Genomic DNA, 19495 nt, shown 5'->3' with positions numbered 1-19495 from the left:
TCGGTTTGTCCGGCGAAGCAAGGAGTGAGGTGTGGCGGTAATGCAGCAAATCCAGGCCGAGGTGGATCGTTACCCGCTCGTGCTGTTCATGAAGGGCACCCCGCAATACCCGATGTGCGGCTTTTCCAGCCGGGCCGTGCAGGCGTTGATGGCCGCCGGTGCCGTCGCCCTGCGCACGGTCAACGTGCTGGAGGAACCGGAGATCCGCGCCAACCTGCCGCGCTTCTCCAACCTGCCGACGTTCCCGCAACTGTTCATCAACGGGGAGTTGATCGGCGGCTGCGACATCGTCATGGAGCTGTTCGAAGCCGGCGAGCTCAAGCGCATCGTCGAAGAGGCCTCCCAGGGATGAGTGCCTGGCCATCGATGTCGGCGACCGGTGCGGCGCTCGATGGCCGTCCCCTGCAGGATCGCGTGGTCCTGATCGCCGGTGCCGGTGGTGGGCTGGGCGGTGCCGCGGCCATCGCGGCCGCCGAAGCCGGGGCCACCGTGGTGCTGATGGGCCGCAAGCCGCGGCGGCTGGACCGTGTCTACGCCCAGGTGCAGGCCGTGGGCCCGGAGCCCCTGCTGTATCCGCTGGATCTGGAAGGTGCCGGCCCCGACGACTATGCCGAGCTGGCCCAGGCCCTGCAACGTGAGCTGGGGCGGCTGGACGGCCTGCTGGTCTGCGCCGCGCATTTTCCCGGCCTGACCCCTTTCGAGTTGGCCGACCCGGCCAGTTTCGCCCGCGCCGTGCACGTCACCCTGACCGCCCCGGCCTGGCTGGCCCAGGCCTGCCTGCCGCTGCTGAAGCAGCGCGACGATGCATCGATGGTGTTCGCTGTTGATGCCCCTGAAAGGGTGGGGCAGGCCTACTGGGGCGGCTATGGCGTGGCCCAGCACGGGCTGCGCGGGCTGATCACCAGCCTGCACGATGAATTGGGCCGTACCACGGTCCGGGTCAGCGGCCTGTATCCGGGGCCACTGCGCACCGCACTGCGGGCCCGCGCCTATTCAGTTGACCAGGACCCGGCCGCCAAGAGCCCGGAAAAGGCCGCCGCTGCGGCCGTTGTGCTGCTTTCGGCAGCCGGTTCCCCGTGGCGCGGGCAGGTACTTGACGCCAGTCATACTGCTGTCGCCAGTTAACTGAGCGATAAGACGGAATGAAGGTTCCGTCACGATCGGGTTGCGATCCCGTGCCGTTTGTCGCACAACCGTCACATTGCAGGCGTAGCGTGTTAATCTAGTGTTAACCGTTGCGGCAGCTGCCGTTCACGGTAGGGAACCCCAGATAAATGTCCAGTCAGCCGCCCGCAAGGCTGGCTGGATGCGCTTTTTTTCCGCCATCGCCAACTCGCATCGAGGCTACCGAAAAATGACCCACCCACTCCGGATGTCCAAGCTTACCCTTGGTCTCGTGGCTGCACTTGCCGCCGCCCCCGCCTTCGCCCAGAGCACCTCTGCCGGTGTCGGCGGCCAGGTGATCTCCCGCGCGGGCCAGCCCGTCGCCGGCGCTGAAGTCACCATCACCCACACCGAGTCGGGCACGGTTTCGCGTGCCACCACCGATGCGGCCGGTCGCTACAACGCCCGCGGCCTGCGCGTGGGTGGTCCGTACTCGATCACCATCACCAAGCCCGGCGAAGGCACCAAGACCGAAGATGGCGTCTACCTGGGCGTGAACCAGACCGGCACCATCAACGCCACCCTGGCCGGTGACCTGGCTGCTGCCACCAACCTGGACACCGTGCAGGTCACCGCCGTCGGCGGTGGCTCGGAAGTGTTCAGCGCCACCAAGATGGGCTCGGGCACCAACCTCAGCCAGCAGCAGATCGAAGTTGCGCCGTCCATCGGCGGCAACATCCAGGATCTGATGCGCCTTGATCCGCGCGTGACCTTCATCGACCGCGCCTCGGGCTCGATCTCGGCCGGTGGCCAGAACCCGCGCTTCAACTCGATCAACATCGACGGCGTCTCGGCCAGCGACACCTTCGGCCTGGAAGGCAACAACATGCCGACCCGCCGCCAGCCGGTCGCGATGGAAGCCATCGAAGCGCTGGACATCAACCTGTCCAACTACGACGTCAGCATCGCTGCCGCCGCCGGCGCCACCGTCAACGCGGTGACCAAGTCCGGTACCAACGAATTCCACGGTTCGGTCTACGGCACCTACCGTGACGGCGACTGGTTCGGTGACAACCCGGAAGGCCAGCCGTTCAAGGGCTTCACCAAGGAAAAGACCTACGGCATGACCCTGGGTGGTCCGCTGATCAAGGACAAGCTGTTCTTCTTCGCCAACTACGAGAAGTTCGAGCAGGCCGCTCCGGGTGCTGACCTGAGCGGCACCGCGCTGGGCAAGGCCAACCCGCAGTTCACCCTGGCCGACGTGACCCGCGCGCAGCAGATCGCCCAGGGCTACGGGATCAACGCCGGTGGCCTGGAAAGCAATGGCGACACCGAGATGGAAGAGTACGCGCTGAAGCTCGACTGGAACATCAGCGACAACCACCGCGCCAACTTCCGTTACAGCAAGATCGACCAGAGCAAGCTGCGCATCAACGGCATGACCACCAGCTCGGCCTCGCTGAGCTCGTACTGGTACCAGCACGACAAGACCAACGAGAGCTACGTCGCGCAGCTGTTCAGCGACTGGACCGACAACTTCTCGACCGAGTTGAAGGCTTCGTACCGCGAGTACTCGGCGATCCGCAATGTGTCCACCGACGCGCCGAGCATCCGCATCTACTTCCAGGGTACCCAGGCTGCGCCGACCGGTGACTCGCTGTACCTCGGTACCGAAGTCAACTCGCAGAACAACATCCTGCAGACCAAGGCGTGGAACTATTACGCCGCCGGCACCCTGACCCTGGGTGACCACGACGTCAAGTTTGGCGCGTCGTACGACACCAACGACATCTACAACTACTTCGGCGCCAGCTCCTGGGGTGCTTATACCTTCTTTGGCCTGGACAACTTCGCCAACGGTATCTGGAGCACCTACAACTACAATCCGGAACGGACCCCGGGTTCGATTCCGGCTGACTACAAGTACAGCAACCTGGCCCTGTTCGTGCAGGACACCTGGTATGTCAACAGCAACCTGACCCTGACCATGGGTGTGCGTGCGGACCGTGCCGACACCAGCCCGGCCCCGGCCTACAACGCTGCGGCGTCGGCCTTCTTCGGCAATGACAACAGCAAGGTCCTGAGCAACAAGTTCCTGGTGCAGCCGCGCTTCGGCTTCAACTACACCTTCGACAGCGAGCGCCCGACCCAGCTGCGCGGTGGCGTGGGCCTGTTCCAGGGGGATGCCCCGCAGGTGTGGCTGAGCAACAGCTACTCGGCGACCGGCTTCAACAATTCGGTCTATACCAACAACGCCTACAACCCGGCGCTGCCGTTCAGCCCGAACAAAGACAGCCAGCCGGTCCCGACCACCCCGGGTTCGAACCGCCAGAACGTCAACTTCGTCGGCAGCGACTTCAACATGCCGTCGGTCTACAAGGCCAACCTGGCCTTCGACCACGAGCTGCCGTGGAATGGCATCGTGGCCTCGGCTGAACTGCTGGTCACCAAGGTCAAGGACGCGCTGTACTACAGGAACCTTAACCTGGGTCCGGTGCAGCAGCTGGGTCCGGACGGCCGTGAGCTGTACTACGCCGTGTCGCGCAACAACAACGCCTGGACAAACAACGATGCGCGCTTCGGGCGCAACGGTGCTTACGATTCCGTGTACGAAATCGCCAACACCGACAAGGGCCGCACCTCGCAGTTCACTGTGTCGCTGAGCAAGCCGTGGTCGGAAGCCAGTGACTGGTCCTGGAACCTGGGCTACACCTACACCGACGCGACCGAAGTCGGTTCGCTGACCAGCTCCACCGCCAGCTCGGGCTGGGGCTACCAGTACGCCTTCAACGCCAACAGCGAAACCGAGAACACCTCGCGCTACCAGATCCGCGACCGCCTGTCGGGCTCGCTGAACTGGAAGCACAAGTTCTTCGGCGACTACGAAACCAAGGTGGGCCTGGTGTACGAAGGTCGCAGTGGTCGTCCGTACAGCTACGTCTACGTGAACGACGCCAACGGCGACAGCCGTTCCGCAAACGATCTGTTCTACGTCCCGAACCCGGGTGAGGTGCTGTTCGGCACCCTGTCGGGCAGCACCTTCACTCCGGATGCGGCCATGGAGAAGTCGTTCTACGAATGGCTGGCCAACAACCCGCAGCTGGCGAAGTACGCAGGCAGCTATGCTCCGGCCAACGGCTTCCGCACCGGCTGGATCAACACCTTCGATATCCGCGTCAGCCAGCAGCTGCCGGGCTTCATGAAGGGCCACAAGTCGGAAATCTGGCTCGACATCCAGAACGTCGGCAACATGCTGAACAAGAAGTGGGGCAACATCTACGACTACGGCTTCTTTGCTGATGCCCGCGTCGCCAGCCTGCAGGGCATCAAGGACGGCAAGTACGTGTACAACTTCCGCGGCGCGGACGAGCCGGCGGTGGCCAACAACGACGCGGACGGCTTCGACGTCGGTGTTTCGCAGTGGTCGGTCCAGCTGGGCTTCCGCTACCAGTTCTGATGAACTGACGTAGTTGCTGCACACGGAAACGGCCGGGGAAACCCGGCCGTTTTCCGTTCAGGCGAAAGTCCTTGCGGGCGTGCGGGCGGGGGCGTAGCATCCGCTCTCGTGCACGGCGCACTGCGCCGCCTGGCGGTCCCGGAATGGCGAACGCGGGCAGCACCTATCCAACGGTCGGGTTTCCCGGCCGTTTTGCTTTTTAAGGGGGCGGCAGTACAGTCGGAAACCTTGAAGGAAGCGAAAAGTTGGATATGACGACGAACGAAAAGGCAGCCCGCGCGCTGCCGGTGCAGGATGCGCGGATCTACCCGCGCGGTGGGCTGGATGTGCTCTCGCGGGCCGAGGTCGCGCGCCTGCGCGATGCCTCCGGTGGCGGCATGCACGAGCTGCTGCGCCGCTGCGCGCTGGCGGTGCTGACCAGTGGCAGTGCCTCGGACGATCCGCGCGCGGCGCGTGATCTCTACCCCGATTTCGACATCCAGGTGGCGCAGCAGGATCGCGGCGTGCGCATCGACCTGGTCAACGCCCCGGCGATGGCCTTCGTCGACGGCGAGATCATCCGCGGCGTGGCCGAGCTGTTGTTCGCGGTGGTCCGCGACCTGGCCTACATGGCCATCGAGATGGGCCCGGCCTACGCGGCCGAGCTGGAATCCTCGGAAGGCATCACCAACGCGGTGTTCGGCCTGCTGCGCAACGCGCGCATCCTCAACCCGGGCGACCCGAACCTGGTGGTCTGCTGGGGCGGCCACTCGATCGGCCGCGACGAGTACCTGTACACCAAGCAGGTCGGTTACGAGCTGGGCCTGCGCGGCCTGGACATCTGCACCGGCTGCGGCCCGGGCGCGATGAAGGGCCCTATGAAGGGCGCTACGATCGCCCATGCCAAGCAGCGCAAGACGGTCACCCGCTACATCGGCCTGACCGAGCCGGGCATCATTGCCGCCGAGTCGCCGAACCCGATCGTCAACCACCTGGTCATCATGCCGGACATCGAGAAGCGCCTTGAGGCCTTCGTCCGCATCGGCCACGGCATCATCGTGTTCGCCGGCGGCGTCGGCACGGCCGAAGAGATCCTGTACCTGCTCGGCATCCTGCTGCGCGAGGAGAACAAGGACCTGCCGTTCCCGCTGATCCTGACCGGCCCGACCGTGGCCGCGCCGTACTTCGAGCAGATCGACCGGTTCATCCGCCTGACCCTGGGCGATGCCGCGGCCGAGCGCTACGAGATCATCATCGGTGACCCGGTGGCGGTGGCCCGCAAGATGGCCAGCGGCATCAAGCAGGTGCGCGAGCACCGCCTGGCGCAGAAGGATTCGTTCTTCTTCAACTGGTCCATCGAGATCCCGTGGGAGTACCAGCAGCCGTTCGTGCCGACCCACGAGGCGATGGCCGCGCTGGACCTGCACCACGGCCGCGCCCCGCACGCGCTGGCGGCCGACCTGCGTCGGGCGTTCTCCGGCATCGTGGCCGGCAACGTGAAGGAAGACGGCATGCGCCGCATCGAGGAGTTCGGGCCGTTCCAGATCCATGGCGACGCCGACATGATGCAGGCCCTGGACGCGCTGCTGCGTGCCTTCGTCGAGCAGCGCCGGATGAAGATCTCCGGTGAGTACCAGCCCTGCTACCAGGTGCTGGCCTGACCGGCTGCCCGGGGTCGGATCCCCGAAGGGGCTCCGACCCCTTCCGGCAGCTGCCGGAAGGGCAGGGCGTGTCAACGCTTTGACGCCCGTCGCCCCGTTCTGACCGTTCATCCTGCCGCCGCTTGCCGGCGGCACCCGGGTGCGCCATCGTGGCCACCAACACGCTGGGGAGCGTTCCATGTCACTGCGCCGGTCCAAGGGCTTCACGCTGGTCGAGTTGATGATCACGATTGCCGTGCTGGCCGTGCTCGTGGCCATCGCTTTTCCGAGTTTCCGTGGCGTCATGCGTAACAATCAGGTTGCCAGTGCGAACAACGAGGTACTGGGCCTGTTTGCGTTGGCCCGAAGTGAAGGGCTGCGCAACAATCGCGGTGCTGGGGTGTGTGCGAGTACCTCTGGCTCGGCCTGCGACGGTTCCTGGGGGGACGGGCTGATGGCTTACGGCGACCTCGATGGCGACGGCACTTTCGGAGGCGGAGACACGGTGCTGCGCTTTGTGCAGATCCGGCCGGCCTTGACCGTGACCAGTGCGGCTTCCGCCAGCAGCGGCTTCATCTTCGACAGCCGCGGTCGCAGTCGCGCCACCGCCAACCAGTCCATCATCATCACGCCCAGCGCCTGCAAGCCGGGGGAGCCACGCCGGACCCTGACGGTCAATCTCTCCGGACAGGTCCGGGTGCTACAGGACACCTGCTCATGATGCGTCGCGCATATGGTGTGCGTCCCCGCCGCCAGCGGGGCTTCAGCCTGCTGGAAGTGCTGATCGCTCTGCTTATCCTCGGCTTTGGCCTGCTGGGCTTCGCCTTGCTGCAGACGATGAATGTCCGCTTCGTGCAGAGCGCGAACTACCGCACCCAGGCGACCAACCTTGCCTACGACCTGATCGATCTGATGCGGGTCCAGCGCAGCGATACCCTCAATGGCGGCGCCTATGCGACCGCCTCTTTCGCCGCCGGAAGCGTAGCCGCATCCGATGGCCCCTGTGCCTGGCCAACCGGCACCTCTGTCACTCAAGCACAGAACATCGCCCGTTGGCGGTGTCAGGTCGTCAAGACACTGGGTGACAAGGCTGCGGCAAACGTGAACATCAACAACGGCGTGGTAACGGTAGGCATCGCTTGGGGAGACCAGCGCTGGGACAAGACCGCTCCGGATACCACCACCACCTTCACGCTGGTCACCCGTCTATGACTCCCCGCCCCGGTTTTCATTCCCCGCTGCGCGCCATGCGCGGTCTGTCACTGGTGGAACTGATGATCGCCATGGTCATCGGTCTGATCCTCATGCTGGCTGTGGTGCAGATATTCCTGGCCTCGCGCTCGGCCTCGCGGTTATCCGAGGGCGTAGCCCGGACACAGGAAAATGCGCGATTCGCGGTGGACTTCCTCGAACGCGATATCCGCATGGCTGGGCACATGGGCTGCGTGAACGATCAGGCGCATATCGTCCGCTCCAACGACGCGATCCGGATCAACCTGGCTGGTGTCACGCCCGGATCCGGGTCTGCTGTGGATTTCAACATTCCCATCCAAGGCTATGACGCGCCGGGTACCGCGCCAGGGGGCTCACTGGCGCTCGGGGCCAATTGGGCGGGCCTGACAACGCCTCCGTCGAGCATCGCCAACCTTTCCCCTGCGCCGCGTGGCGGCAGTGACGTGCTGGTGCTGCGTTACCTGGCCCCGGAAGGTGCGCCGGTGCTCACCATTACCCCCGGTACCGACTCCACCCTCACCATCAGCACGACCGCTGCGGCCCGTCTGACAGCCGGTCTGACTGGTTCTCCTTCGCTGTTCGCGGTCGGTGACTGCAGCGGGGTGGATATCTTTGCGGGCACACTGTCAGGCAGCACCATCACTGCTACGAACACCAATCTGTCCCGCTACGCTGCCAACAATGCGGTGACCATGGTCTATCGTGCCGAAGCGATGGTGTACTACGTAGCCAACAACGGCGCGACGCCGTCCCAGCCTTCGCTGTTCCGCGCCCGAGCGGGCGCCTCCGGGGCTTTCGGCTCCGGTGAAGAACTGGTGGAGGGCATCGAGAGCCTGCAGTTCCTGTATGGCCTGGACCAGAACGCCACCATCGGGCTGTTGCAACCGCCGGCAGGCAGGATAACCGGGCAGCAGCCGGCCAGTCTTGTCAGTACCGCCACCACGTCGGCTGCGGTGGGCGCCTGGCGCCGCGTCGGGATGGTCCAGGTGGGCCTGCTGGCGCGCAGTCCGCAGCCTGCCGCCTCGGCACAGCCGACGGAGACTACCGCGGTACCAGGTGTGCTGGGGGTCAGTTTCACCAATGCTTCCACGCCGGATAACCGCTATCGCGCCACCTACGAAATGTCGGTGGCTCTACGCAATCGACTCTTCGGGAACTAAGTCATGAGACGCCGACCTCCTGTTTCGATGGGTGCCCCGCGATCGCAGCGCGGAGCCGTCCTCTATGTCGCGCTGATCATGCTCATCCTGCTCTCGCTACTCGGTATCGCGGGGATGCAGGTAGCGAACATGCAGGAAAAGATGGCGTCCAACTACCGCGCGGTGAATGTCGCCTTCCAGCGTAGCGAACAGGCGGTCCGCACCACGGAATCACAGATCGAGGCGCTCGCCAACCGTGACGATACGGCCGGTGCGACCGGTACGCTGACCTCCGCTTCCATCGAACGCACCTGCGACGACGGCTTCGATCCGTCGGTGTGGGCTGCAGCACGGCGCATTGGCGATGGCCAGGAGGTGAAGGTGCGGCAGATTGAAAGCTGTATTCAAGGCGAAGCCTCGCTTGATATGGGTCGGCCGACCGATGTGGCCACCCCGATCTACCAGATTTCGGCCTATGCATCCGACGCCGGCAGTAGTACCGATACCGGCACGTCGGCCGTTGCCATCGACACTGTATTCAAGCTCTGAGGATGGCTGCCATGGCAAGCCGAAAGACCAAGATCATTGCTGGCAGCGGCGTTGCCGTTGCGCTGGGCACTGGCGCGCTGATCTATTCGCTGTTCGCCGCGCAGGGGCAGGGTGTGCTGGCGCAGGCGCCGCTGAACATCCAGGTCCCGGTCACGCCGTCGTTCATCATGGCGGTGGATGACTCCGGTTCGATGACATTCCAGACGCAGTTCCCCGGCGCCGACGGTGAAGGCTGCTGGAACACCACCCGTCGCAGCTTCTTTGACGCGAGCGGAAACCTGTACACCTCCGGAAACTGCGATTACCAGTACGTGCTGCCCGGTACGCGCGCCGGTACCAACTGGTATGGCATCCCGCCGATTGATACGCTTGGCTTTGCGCGCTCGTCCCGCTACAACCCAGCCTACTTCGATCCCAGCGTCCGTTACGCGCCATGGGTCAACCGCAACAAGGCGAGCTACGGTGACGTAAGTACAAGCAACACGCCGATCGATCCGCGCAGTCCGGGTACAACGGTCAACCTGGCCAGCAACTACCTGAGCACCACCGACACCTTCCGGATGCAGAACGGCATGGTGATTCCGGCAGGCCAGCGCTTCATATACGGCAACATCACCTACGAGTTCCAGAGCGATTACACCTGGGACCAGGGTGCGGCCAATGTGTACATGCGCTACTGGCCAGCCACATTCTTCCTGCCTTACACCAGCAACAACGATGCGTATCCCCAGCTGGACGGCGCGACCAATGCATACGCAGGCAGCAGTCGGGTCAAGGTGGACAACGCGTGTGGCACCAACTGCGCGATGTGGAAGTACACGATTCCGTCCGGTGATTCCGAGGCTCTTCGCAATTTCGCCAACTGGTTTGCCTATTACGGCAACCGCAACCGTTCGATGATTGCCGGCATGACGCTTTCAATGGCGCAGGTCGAGAACATGAACGTTGGCTACTTCCGCATCAACCAGCACGGGTCCTTCGACAGTTCTACATCGGCAGGCAAACGCCTGACCATGTACAACATGGGCACCGCGACGGACAAGCAGCTGCTGTATGACAACATGATTTCGCTCACCGCAAGTGGTGGTACTCCCAACCGCCAAGCGGTGAACGCAGCGGGTCTCCAGTTCAAACGCACTGATGCCAACGCACCGGTAAAGCTGTCCTGCCAGAAGAATGCCATCATGCTGTTTACCGATGGATTCAGTAACGGCGGCACGCCGTCTTCGACCAACAATGACGGGGGAATGGGCGCTCCCTTCAGTGACGGCAATGCTGGCACGATGGCCGATATCGCGGCCAGCTACTACAACACGCCGCTACGTTCTGACTTGGCGGCCGGTCAGGTGCCGATCCCGAGCGCATGTTCGGCCAGCCCCGGTCCCCGGCTGGACTGCAACCCCGATCTGCACATCAACTTCTATGGCGTGACACTCGGGTCGCGTGGCGTGCTGTACAACCCTGATCTGAACCAGGACCCCTACACCGACGCTTCGATCTACGGCAACTGGCCGTCGGCGCAGAATGACAACCGCACCACGGTCGACGACATCTGGCACGCCAGCGTAAATACGCGTGGTGAGTACATCAATGCGCGCACGCCTGCTGAAATCACGGCAGCCATGCGCCGCATTCTTTCGTCGGTGAACGCAGGCGCGTCTCCGTCCGGAAGCATCGCCATGACGGGTGCACGCATTGGTACCGGCTCGCTGGCGGTGACGCCCACCTATGAAGTGGCCAACGAGAGCACCGATTGGTTCAGCCGCCTGTCCGGGTCAACCGTCAGCGTCAATGCCACGACGCGTGTTGCCGAGTACACCGCCGCCTGGGAAGCGTCGGCACGTATCGCCACGCAGTCGCCTGGCACACGCAATATCGTCGCCGGAAAGGGCAATGCGGCGTTGGCGTTCAGCACGGCCAACTTCAGCCTGGCCGACCTGTGCACCAAGACGCTTGCCAATGCGGGCATGTCATTCTGCTCGCCGAAGGAAATCACCGATATGGGGGGGGACCTGGCCAGCGCTGTCGCCTACCTGCGCGGTGAAACCTCGCGCGAAGTTCGTTTCAGCAATGGCGTCTATCGCACCCGTACGACACTGCTCGGTGACATCGTCAACTCCAGCCCGGTGGTCAGTTCGCCTTTGGATGACTATGGCTACCGCGCTCTGGGTGGGACGCTGGCCACCAGCTATGCGGCTTTTCTCGAGAACAAGAGGCAGAACCGGCGCCACATGGTGTACGTAGGTGCAAACGACGGCATGTTGCATGCCATCGATGGCGGGATCAACGCGGCCGGTGTCGCCAACTCGACCGGCGGCAACGAAGTGTTCGCCTACATCCCGGCAACGGCGGTGGGGCACATGGGCAATCTGTTGTTCCCCTACGTGGCCGCACAGCAGGGGGACCAGAAGTTCCAGCACCGGTACTATGTCGACGGGCAGGTGACGGTGGCGGACGTGCAGTTCGGCTCCACCTGGGGGACCGGCCTGGTAGGCGCCGCCGGTGCGGGTGGTCGCTCGGTGTTCGCTCTGAATGTCAGCAACCCGCAATCATTCAATACCGCAAACCGCCTGTGGGAAATCAATGATCTCAACCCGTCGCTGGATGCGACCGTGCGAGCCAATATTGGTTTCGTGCTGAGCAAGCCGGTGATCGTTCCCACCCGAACGGCCTCGGGTGGTACGGAATGGAAGGCGATTTTCGGCAATGGCTACAACAGCGCGAGCGGCAAGGCGGTGCTGTACGTGGTCGACATGAATTCCGGTGCAGTGCGTATGATCGAGGCTGCGGAGGGCGCGGGTGCGCCGTCCGGCACGAATGGTCTTGGCAACATCGTGGTCGTGGACCGGTTCGCTCCAACGACCAGCGGCGGCACCACGTCCCGTCTTCGGGGTCGCGACGGCATGGCGGACACTGTATATGCCGCCGACCAGCGTGGTGCCATCTGGAAGTTCGATCTTGAGTCGACAGCAGCCACGGTGACCCGCCCGGTCTTCACCACGCGCACAAGTACTGAGAGCAGCAGCGGGACGACGTTGACCTACCGTCAGCCAATTATCGGCGGCATGACCGCGGTGGCGGGCCAGGGTGACGGCGTCATGCTGCTGTTTGGCACGGGAAGTTTCTCGTTCAATGGCGATGAGCGCGACACGGCGGTACAGAGCTTGTATGGAGTCAATGACCTCAGTGTGGGTCAGCCGGTTACGACGCTCACCGCGGCCAATCTGCTGCCTTACACCGTGACGACAAACAATGGCGTGCGCGGTCTGAGTCCTGGCACTGCGACGGGAGCAACGTCCGGTTGGACCGTTACCCTGCCGACGGCCGAACGTTTTGTGGGAAATCCTACAGTGGTTTCGGGTGTCGTGTTCATGCCGACCTACGTGCCCAACCAGTCGCAGGCCGGGTGCTCGACCGAGGGTTCGAACTGGCTCTTCGGGCTGTCGGCCAGCTCGGGTGCCCCGGCGCTTGACCAGGCACGCAAGGTTTCCCCATCTGGTGACCAGGTCGGCACTGGCACTGCTGCATTGCCCCTCAATACGGGTGGCACATCGCCGGTCAAGGATGTGGCGGTGGCGGTCATTCCGCGTCTCAGCAGCGGCAGCGGTCCGCAGGATCGGGCGTGCTGGATGACCGTGAGCGCGTCAGGCGCAGATCCCCTGTACGTCCCTTATCCGTGCGGCCGCCAGTCCTGGCGGCAGCTGCAATGACTCTGGAGCATTCAATGCATTCACGCCCCTGTTTCCTCGATCGTCGACCACACACCGAGCGCGGGTTCACCCTGATCGAGCTGATGATCGTCGTGGCAGTTGTGGCCATCCTCGCCGCCATTGCCTACCCGAGTTACAACGAGCAGGTCCGAAAATCCAGGCGCGGGCAGGCCAAGGCGGATATCGCGGAAGTCACTCAGCTGGCTGAACGCTTCCACACAGTCAACAACACCTACTCGGGTTTCACGTTGCCGTTTACTCGTTCGCCACGTGATGGTGGCAGCAGCCACTACACGATCAGCTTCAGCGGTACGCAGTCGACATTCACAGTGACAGCGACGCCCTCGACGGCAACAGGTCAGAACAGGGACAAGTGCGGAACCCTGAGCATCAACCAGGCGGGTGTGAAAACACCAGCGGAGGCGACCGTGCCAGGTTGCTGGTAGCCGCCGGGGGCGCTGGCAGGCGCTGGATGTGCGGGTGTTGCATCTCGCTGATGCAGCGTCTAGAATGCGCCTCCCCGCCCGAATAGCTCAGCCGGTTAGAGCACTTGACTGTTAATCAGGGGGTCGTTGGTTCGAGTCCAACTTCGGGCGCCATATCCTGCAGAAGCCGCGAGAATTCGCGGCTTTTGTTTTTTGCAACGGCCTGCCATCACGGCGGCGATGCAGCACTCAGCACGGCGTGGGCGTCACGATTCTCGTGCTTCGGGTGCGTCCACCGTTGTTGATCACCACCTGGCCTAGTTGCCGGCCGTCGTGGCAGATGCGCAGGGTTGCATTGGCTCCGGGGCTGCGGCCATCTGCCTGGAAAAACAGTTGCGGCCGACCTTCGGTGCCATGCGCGCTTAGCTGAAGCCCGCTGCGCTCCTGGTGGTGTGCCAGGACATCTGCAGCTGAGGCCGGTGGACGGCGGTGGATGCCACTGCGGTACATGATCCAGCCCTCGCCCCAGTCTGGGCTGCACTGCAGCCCATCCGCGCTTGCACAGACCCCAATGAGTTCTCTACGTGTGATGGCCTCGTAGCGGGCCCGGTTGAGACTTGTGTGCAGCGTCATGCGAAGCGCGTCAGCCCGCAGGCTGTACAACAGCGAGCCGAGGGCGGGAAAGCAGAGCGCGGCCACTACGGCCAGAACGCTCAGCGCTGCGAGGCATTCAGGCAGGCTCAGGCCTGCATTGCGTGGAGCCGGACGGGCCATGCGGAGATTCCTCGGGCCGGGGCTCCAACGGTGGACCCTGGCGAAGTACGGCACCATCAGGCAGACACTCCCCTGACGACCGGTGCTTTCCTCAGCCGGCCGTCACCAGACCGGCCGCTATAATCATCATTCCCGGGACCTGGCAATACCATGAGCGACAGTTTTCAACTCGTCTCGCCGTATTCACCGGCGGGCGACCAGCCCAACGCGATCGCGAAGCTGACTGACAATTTCGAAGCGGGCGTCGCCAAGCAGACGCTGCTGGGCGTGACCGGTTCTGGCAAGACCTACACCATCGCCAACGTCATCCAGAACGTGCAGAAGCCGACGCTGATCATGGCGCCGAACAAGACGCTGGCCGCGCAGCTGTATGGTGAATTCAAGGCTTTCTTCCCGCACAACGCGGTCGAGTACTTCGTCAGCTACTACGATTACTACCAGCCCGAAGCCTACGTGCCTTCGTCGGACACCTTCATCGAGAAGGACAGTTCGATCAACGAGCACATCGAGCAGATGCGCCTGGCGGCGACCAAGACGCTGCTGTCGCGCCCGGACGCGATCGTGGTGGCCACCGTGTCGGCCATCTACGGCCTCGGCGCGCCGGAAGACTATCTGTCGCTTCGCCTGATCCTGTCCAAGGGCGAGCGCATCGAGCAGCGCGACCTGATCAACCACCTGACCCAGCTGCAGTACACGCGCAACGAGTACGAGCTGCAGCGCGGTACGTTCCGCGTGCGTGGCGAAGTGATCGACGTGTTCCCGGCCGAATCGGACAGCGAGGCCCTGCGCATCGAACTGTTCGATGGCGAGGTCGAGAAGATCACCCTGTTCGATCCGCTCACCGGCGAGACGATCCGCAACATGCAGCGCTTCACCGTCTACCCGAAGACCCACTACGCGACTACGCGCGAACGCGTGCTGGCCGCCGTGGAGACCATCAAGGTGGAGCTGAAGGAGCGCCTGGAGCAGCTGTACGCGGAGAACAAGCTGGTCGAGGCGCAGCGCCTGGCCCAGCGCACCCAGTTCGACATCGAGATGATGGCCGAGGTTGGTTTCTGCAACGGCATCGAGAACTACTCGCGGCACCTGACCGGCAAGAATGCCGGCGAGCCGCCACCGACCCTGTTCGACTACCTGCCGCCGGACGCGCTGCTGGTCATCGACGAATCGCACGTGACCATTCCGCAGATCGGCGCGATGTTCAAGGGCGACCGTTCGCGCAAGGAAACCCTGGTCGAGTTCGGCTTCCGCCTGCCATCGGCGCTGGACAACCGTCCGCTGCGTTTCGAGGAATGGGAGGCGCGCTGCCCGCGTGCGATCTACGTGTCCGCAACGCCGGGCCCGTATGAGTACCGCGAGACCGGTGATGACATCACCGAGCTGGTGGTGCGCCCGACCGGCCTGATCGATCCGGTGGTGGAGATCCGCCCGGTCGGCACCCAGGTTGACGACCTGATGAGCGAAGCCAACGAGCGCATCAAGGCGGGTGACCGCGTGCTGGTCACCACGCTGACCAAGCGCATGGCCGAGAACCTCACCGAGTACCTGACCGAACATGGCATCCGCGTGCGCTACCTGCACTCGGACGTGGACACGGTGGAGCGCGTGGAGATCATCCGCGACCTGCGCCTGGGCAAGTTCGACGTACTGGTGGGCATCAACCTGCTGCGCGAAGGCCTGGACATGCCGGAGGTCTCGCTGGTGGCGATCCTGGATGCGGACAAGGAAGGTTTCCTGCGTTCGACCGGTTCGCTGATCCAGACCATCGGCCGCGCCGCCCGCAACGTGCGTGGCAAGGCCATCCTGTATGCGGACAAGATCACCCGGTCGATGCAGGCGGCGATCGACGAGACCGACCGCCGCCGCGCCAAGCAGGTCGAGTACAACGCGGAGCACGGTATCGTGCCGCGTTCGGTGGCCCGGCCGATCGTGGATGTGCTGGAAGGCGCGCGCTCCGATGCTGCCGAGAAGGAGTCCCGCAAGGGCAAAGGCAAGGGCAGGGCGGTGGCCGAGGATGCGGCCGATTACCGGTCGATGTCGCCGGCCCAGCTGGCCACCCGGCTCAAGGCGCTGGAGCAGCAGATGTACCAGCATGCCAAGGATCTGGAGTTCGAAGATGCCGCCCGCGTGCGCGACCAGATCCGGCAGCTGAAGGAGGCCAGCGTCGGCTGAACACGGTAGCGCGGCAATCTTCACAAAAGTGTTGCGCTTACCTGTCGGCATCCGTAATATACGCGGCCTGCACCGACGCAATCGCGGAGATGCAGAAGCAAAACGGGCGGTTAGCTCAGCGGTAGAGCACTACCTTGACATGGTAGGGGTCACAGGTTCGAACCCTGTACCGCCCACCACGAAGTTCCTTTCAGAGGGGCTGTCGTGACTTGAAAAGCCCGGCCCTGGCGCCGGGTTTTTACGTAGCAAGGCCTGCCTTCGGGCGGCACGAACAAGATGGGCGGTTAGCTCAGCGGTAGAGCACTACCTTGACATGGTAGGGGTCACAGGTTCGAACCCTGTACCGCCCACCACCTGGCTCCCGGCATTGCCGGTGCAGCGGTGGTAAAGAAAAAGCCGGCCCGACGGGTCGGCTTTTTTGTTGCCTGGCTTCCGGCCCTCAGAACTGCATCATGCTGCACATCCGCACCGGTCGCTCGCTGCGCACCAGGCCCTTGTCCGTGCGGCACTGCTGCACGCGCTCCTCGGCTTTGCTGCGGCAGTCCGGGCACAGCGCGGCCAGCGCGCTGTCCTTGCCCTGCGCCGCAGTGCAGACGCGCTGTGCGTGGTCGGCGCGTGCCTCGATGGCGCGCTCTGGCGAAACGGCCTCGCCCATGGCATTGACGAAGCGATAGTCCGCGAATGGCTGCGGCAGCGCGCATTCCTGCCTGGCGTTTTCCACATGCGCCGCCTCCAGCTGGCGGCGCAGCTGCGCGCCCTGGCGATCACAGTCAGCGATCAGCGAGCGCGATGCGGCAGGCGTCAGCTGCGGGTTTGCGTAGACCGGGCGGGTGCGGATCTCGCTGCCGAACGGGCAGCAGGCGGCAAGCAGCGCGACGGCAGGCAACAACAATACATGGGCAACGATCCGGGTCTTCATGGCGCTTCCTTTCGAGAGGGCATCATGCTGTCACCGGGCGTGCTGGCGAGGATGAATCGCGGCTGGCGATCAGTGCGCGTCCGATGCGCCGATGTTGAAGCGGTGACGCAGCTGCCAGTGGCCCTCGACCTGGTGCACCACACCCAGGGCATGCGTCTTCCCGCCTGCGCCGCGCTCCCAGCGCAGCATGCTGTCCTGGCGCAGGCGCACCTGCAGGCAGAGATCGTCGGGGCTGGCCGGGGTCAGCCCCGCAGGGAGCGCCTGGCCCGCAGCCGGGCCGCCGCTGCCGACGCTGGACAGGACCGCGTGCAACAGCAGCAGGGCAAGCATCGGCATGGCGCGGTGCTCCGGAGAAGGGAGTCCAGCGTGTCACCGGCGCTGGCGGATCGATACCGGCATGCGACGAAGCGGGGAAATGTGCGTGCCAAGGGCTCGCTGCGGGGATGAATCCGTGCGCTGGCGGGCTGATCCGCGCGCCGGCAGCGCCGCTCAGGCCGCGGCGTAGACCTGGCGGAGGTTGCGCAGCGTCGACTGGCGGTGCGCCGTGGCGCAGGGCTCGTCCATCTCCAGTTCCTGCAGCCGCAGGCCGACCAGGGTCATCGACAGGGCATAGCCGCGGGCCGCATCGGCAACACGCGAAAGGCCCAGTGCGCGGCGCACCAGCGCGTCGATGTGGGCCTGGTCCGGCATCAGGCCGAGGTAGGCCTGCTCGGCACTGTCCAGGTCGGGCGCGCGCAGGATGGCCTGCGCATCGGTGGGGAGGGAGACGGAGGCCATGGGGGTGTCCTTGTCCGTTGCACGGCGCGCGATCAGAACGCGCGCAGCAGGGAAATGAAGGCGGAGTTCTGCGCGCCGCGGCGGGCCATCGGGCTGTCTTTCACCGCATCACCGAACCACTGGCTGGCGACCACGCCGGTGGCGCGCCACTTCGTGCCCAGCGGAGTGGTGACTGCGATCTGCAGACCCGGCGAAGTAGCGCTGCCCGGCGAATAGGCGGCCAGGCCGGAGCGCAGGGCTTCCTCGTCGCTGATGCCGTAGTAGTAGTCGAGCAGGCGTGCACTGCTGTGCACCACGCCCACGCGCGGCACCCAGGTGAAGCGCCCGGCCTGGATGGGACAGCTGTAATACAGGCTGGATTCGAGGCCGCCACCGTGGCCGCTGACCTCGCGCTTGACGCTGGCCGACAGGGCACCCCAGTCGGCGCTGTACTCGGCGCTGACGCCGGCCATGGCCGACATCTGCCGGCTGTGCAAGCGGCGCAGCTGCGCATCGTTCACGTCATCGGTCTTGAAGCGCAGCGTGTACGGCGTGACCACCGCGGAAACGCGCAGGCCCTGTTCCTTGTACAGGTACATGCCCAGCGAGCCGGGGCTGGCATGGAAGCGCTTGCCCTGCCATGCAAGCGCAGGCACCACCAGCGGCTTGTCATCGTAGTGCGCGTACGCACCGGTGGTCGCGCCGAAGGTGATGCCGGCCTGCGCGCCCAGTGCCTGTTCCTGGGCGCTCGCCAGCAGCGGCGTGGAGAGAACGACGGTGCACAGCAGGGGGCGCAGCAGGGCAGGGGGCAAAGGGAGCATCGAGGGGAACTTCGCAGGGAACCGCGTTGCATCCTGACCGTGCAACATTATCGGAACATTGCGCCACGGCAATGTCCGCGCAAAGGCCTCATTGGTGCACGGCAGGCACTATCATCGGCAGCGTTCCCGGTAGCCGAGCCCACGATGCGCATCCTCCTGGTGGAAGACGATCCCGATCTCTCACGGGCCCTGCAGTCGGGCCTCGAACGCCAGGGCGTGGTCGCCGACGTGGTCGGCAGCCTGGCCGAGGCGGCGCTGGCCCTGCGCGAACCCGTGCACCAGCTGCTGCTGCTCGATCGCCAGCTGCCCGATGGAGATGGCGCCGGTTTCGTTGCCACCGCGCGTGCGCTGCGGCCGAATATCGCGGTGATCATGCTGACCGCCAAGGGCACGTTGTCGGACAAGGTGGAGGGGCTCGATGTCGGCGCCGACGACTACCTGGTCAAGCCCGTGGCGATCGAAGAACTGATGGCGCGCATCCGCGCGGTCTCTCGGCGGCCGTCGGCGATGGTCACGCCGAGCCTGCGGCTGGGCAATTTCGAGTTTGATTTCGAATCGCTGCAGGCGCAGGTAGATGGCCAGCTGCTGACCCTGCCGCGGCGCCAGGTACTGGTGCTGCAGGCGCTGGCGATGCGCCAGGGGCGCACGGTCACCCGCAGCGCATTGGAGGCGGCGGTGTACGGTTTTGACGATGAGATCCAGTCCAACGCACTGGATGCGCATATCTCCAAGCTGCGCAAGGCGCTGCAGCAGGCGGGCGCGGGCGTGGAGATCCACGTCATCCGCGGCGTCGGCTATCTGTTGGCGGAGGGCTGAG

At 64.5% G+C, this 19495-nt stretch carries 17 protein-coding genes and 3 tRNA genes; 15 read left to right on the top strand and 5 right to left on the bottom strand.

The annotated features are described in order from the left end of the window. Positions 1–31 precede the first annotated feature (31 nt). The 11 genes from grxD to AC1VXD_RS00980 all read left to right on the top strand — a co-directional run bounded on the left by grxD (position 32) and on the right by AC1VXD_RS00980 (position 13410). On the top strand, positions 32–352 hold the full coding sequence (grxD, locus tag AC1VXD_RS01030) for a Grx4 family monothiol glutaredoxin (protein ID WP_150453646.1): 321 nt from the start codon (positions 32–34) through the stop codon (positions 350–352). Continuing rightward, complete coding sequence (locus tag AC1VXD_RS01025; RefSeq protein ID WP_482990446.1) at positions 349–1125, top strand: SDR family NAD(P)-dependent oxidoreductase; 777 nt, start codon at positions 349–351, stop codon at positions 1123–1125. Before grxD ends, AC1VXD_RS01025 begins: the two co-directional genes overlap by 4 nt. 247 nt (positions 1126–1372) lie before the next feature. Beyond that, positions 1373–4561, top strand: coding sequence for a TonB-dependent receptor (locus AC1VXD_RS01020; RefSeq protein WP_482990445.1), 3189 nt, complete (start codon positions 1373–1375; stop codon positions 4559–4561). A 251-nt stretch (positions 4562–4812) separates the two neighbouring features. Beyond that, a complete protein-coding gene (gene ppnN / locus AC1VXD_RS01015) occupies positions 4813–6201 on the top strand; it encodes a nucleotide 5'-monophosphate nucleosidase PpnN (protein WP_079221363.1) in 1389 nt (462 codons plus the stop codon). A gap of 178 nt (positions 6202–6379) precedes the next feature. Further along, entirely contained in the window at positions 6380–6901 is a 522-nt protein-coding gene (locus AC1VXD_RS01010; protein WP_482990444.1) for a GspH/FimT family pseudopilin, read from the top strand. Beyond that, entirely contained in the window at positions 6898–7392 is a 495-nt protein-coding gene (gene pilV / locus AC1VXD_RS01005; protein ID WP_482990443.1) for a type IV pilus modification protein PilV, read from the top strand. Before AC1VXD_RS01010 ends, pilV begins: the two co-directional genes overlap by 4 nt. Continuing rightward, positions 7389–8573 carry a PilW family protein gene (locus AC1VXD_RS01000; protein WP_482990442.1) on the top strand — a complete coding sequence of 395 codons (1185 nt, stop codon included), beginning with the start codon at positions 7389–7391 and terminating at the stop codon, positions 8571–8573. Before pilV ends, AC1VXD_RS01000 begins: the two co-directional genes overlap by 4 nt. Positions 8574–8576: 3 nt before the next feature. Further along, complete coding sequence (locus tag AC1VXD_RS00995) at positions 8577–9101, top strand: pilus assembly PilX family protein (RefSeq protein WP_367381904.1); 525 nt, start codon at positions 8577–8579, stop codon at positions 9099–9101. Between the two features lie 11 nt (positions 9102–9112). Next, a complete protein-coding gene (locus AC1VXD_RS00990; RefSeq protein ID WP_482990441.1) occupies positions 9113–12811 on the top strand; it encodes a pilus assembly protein in 3699 nt (1232 codons plus the stop codon). A 14-nt stretch (positions 12812–12825) separates the two neighbouring features. Further along, a complete protein-coding gene (locus AC1VXD_RS00985; protein ID WP_482990440.1) occupies positions 12826–13257 on the top strand; it encodes a type IV pilin protein in 432 nt (143 codons plus the stop codon). Positions 13258–13333: 76 nt separating this feature from the next. Beyond that, a tRNA-Asn gene (locus AC1VXD_RS00980) sits at positions 13334–13410 on the top strand. A 75-nt stretch (positions 13411–13485) separates the two neighbouring features. Here AC1VXD_RS00980 and AC1VXD_RS00975 read toward each other — a convergent pair. After that, positions 13486–14010: a GspH/FimT family pseudopilin gene (locus AC1VXD_RS00975; protein WP_482990439.1), complete on the bottom strand. Its 525-nt coding sequence runs from the start codon at positions 14008–14010 to the stop codon at positions 13486–13488. Positions 14011–14160: 150 nt separating this feature from the next. Between AC1VXD_RS00975 and uvrB the strand changes: the two genes are divergently transcribed. The 3 genes from uvrB (at position 14161) to AC1VXD_RS00960 (ending at position 16535) form a co-directional block, all read left to right on the top strand. After that, the gene (gene uvrB, locus AC1VXD_RS00970; RefSeq protein WP_482990438.1) at positions 14161–16182 is read left to right on the top strand and encodes an excinuclease ABC subunit UvrB; all 2022 of its coding nucleotides are present in this window, start codon (positions 14161–14163) and stop codon (positions 16180–16182) included. A 104-nt stretch (positions 16183–16286) separates the two neighbouring features. Next, a tRNA-Val gene (locus AC1VXD_RS00965) sits at positions 16287–16361 on the top strand. Positions 16362–16460: 99 nt separating this feature from the next. Then, positions 16461–16535, top strand: a tRNA-Val gene (locus AC1VXD_RS00960). A gap of 86 nt (positions 16536–16621) precedes the next feature. Here AC1VXD_RS00960 and AC1VXD_RS00955 read toward each other — a convergent pair. The 4 genes from AC1VXD_RS00955 to AC1VXD_RS00940 all read right to left on the bottom strand — a co-directional run bounded on the left by AC1VXD_RS00955 (position 16622) and on the right by AC1VXD_RS00940 (position 18678). Next, the gene (locus tag AC1VXD_RS00955) at positions 16622–17101 is read right to left on the bottom strand and encodes a hypothetical protein (protein ID WP_482990437.1); all 480 of its coding nucleotides are present in this window, start codon (positions 17099–17101) and stop codon (positions 16622–16624) included. Positions 17102–17170: 69 nt separating this feature from the next. Then, positions 17171–17437, bottom strand: coding sequence for a hypothetical protein (locus AC1VXD_RS00950; protein ID WP_482990436.1), 267 nt, complete (start codon positions 17435–17437; stop codon positions 17171–17173). Positions 17438–17590: 153 nt separating this feature from the next. Then, positions 17591–17878: a hypothetical protein gene (locus AC1VXD_RS00945; protein WP_482990435.1), complete on the bottom strand. Its 288-nt coding sequence runs from the start codon at positions 17876–17878 to the stop codon at positions 17591–17593. A gap of 32 nt (positions 17879–17910) precedes the next feature. Further along, entirely contained in the window at positions 17911–18678 is a 768-nt protein-coding gene (locus tag AC1VXD_RS00940; RefSeq protein ID WP_482990434.1) for a MipA/OmpV family protein, read from the bottom strand. A gap of 144 nt (positions 18679–18822) precedes the next feature. On the opposite strand from AC1VXD_RS00940, the gene AC1VXD_RS00935 reads away from it, so the two are divergent. Continuing rightward, complete coding sequence (locus tag AC1VXD_RS00935) at positions 18823–19494, top strand: response regulator transcription factor (protein WP_482990433.1); 672 nt, start codon at positions 18823–18825, stop codon at positions 19492–19494. Position 19495 lies beyond the last annotated feature (1 nt).

It is taken from the genome of Stenotrophomonas sp. STEN054, assembly GCF_056854535.1.
The sequence above is the reverse complement of the archived record's forward strand: the minus strand, read 5'-3'. Positions and strand labels throughout refer to the sequence as shown.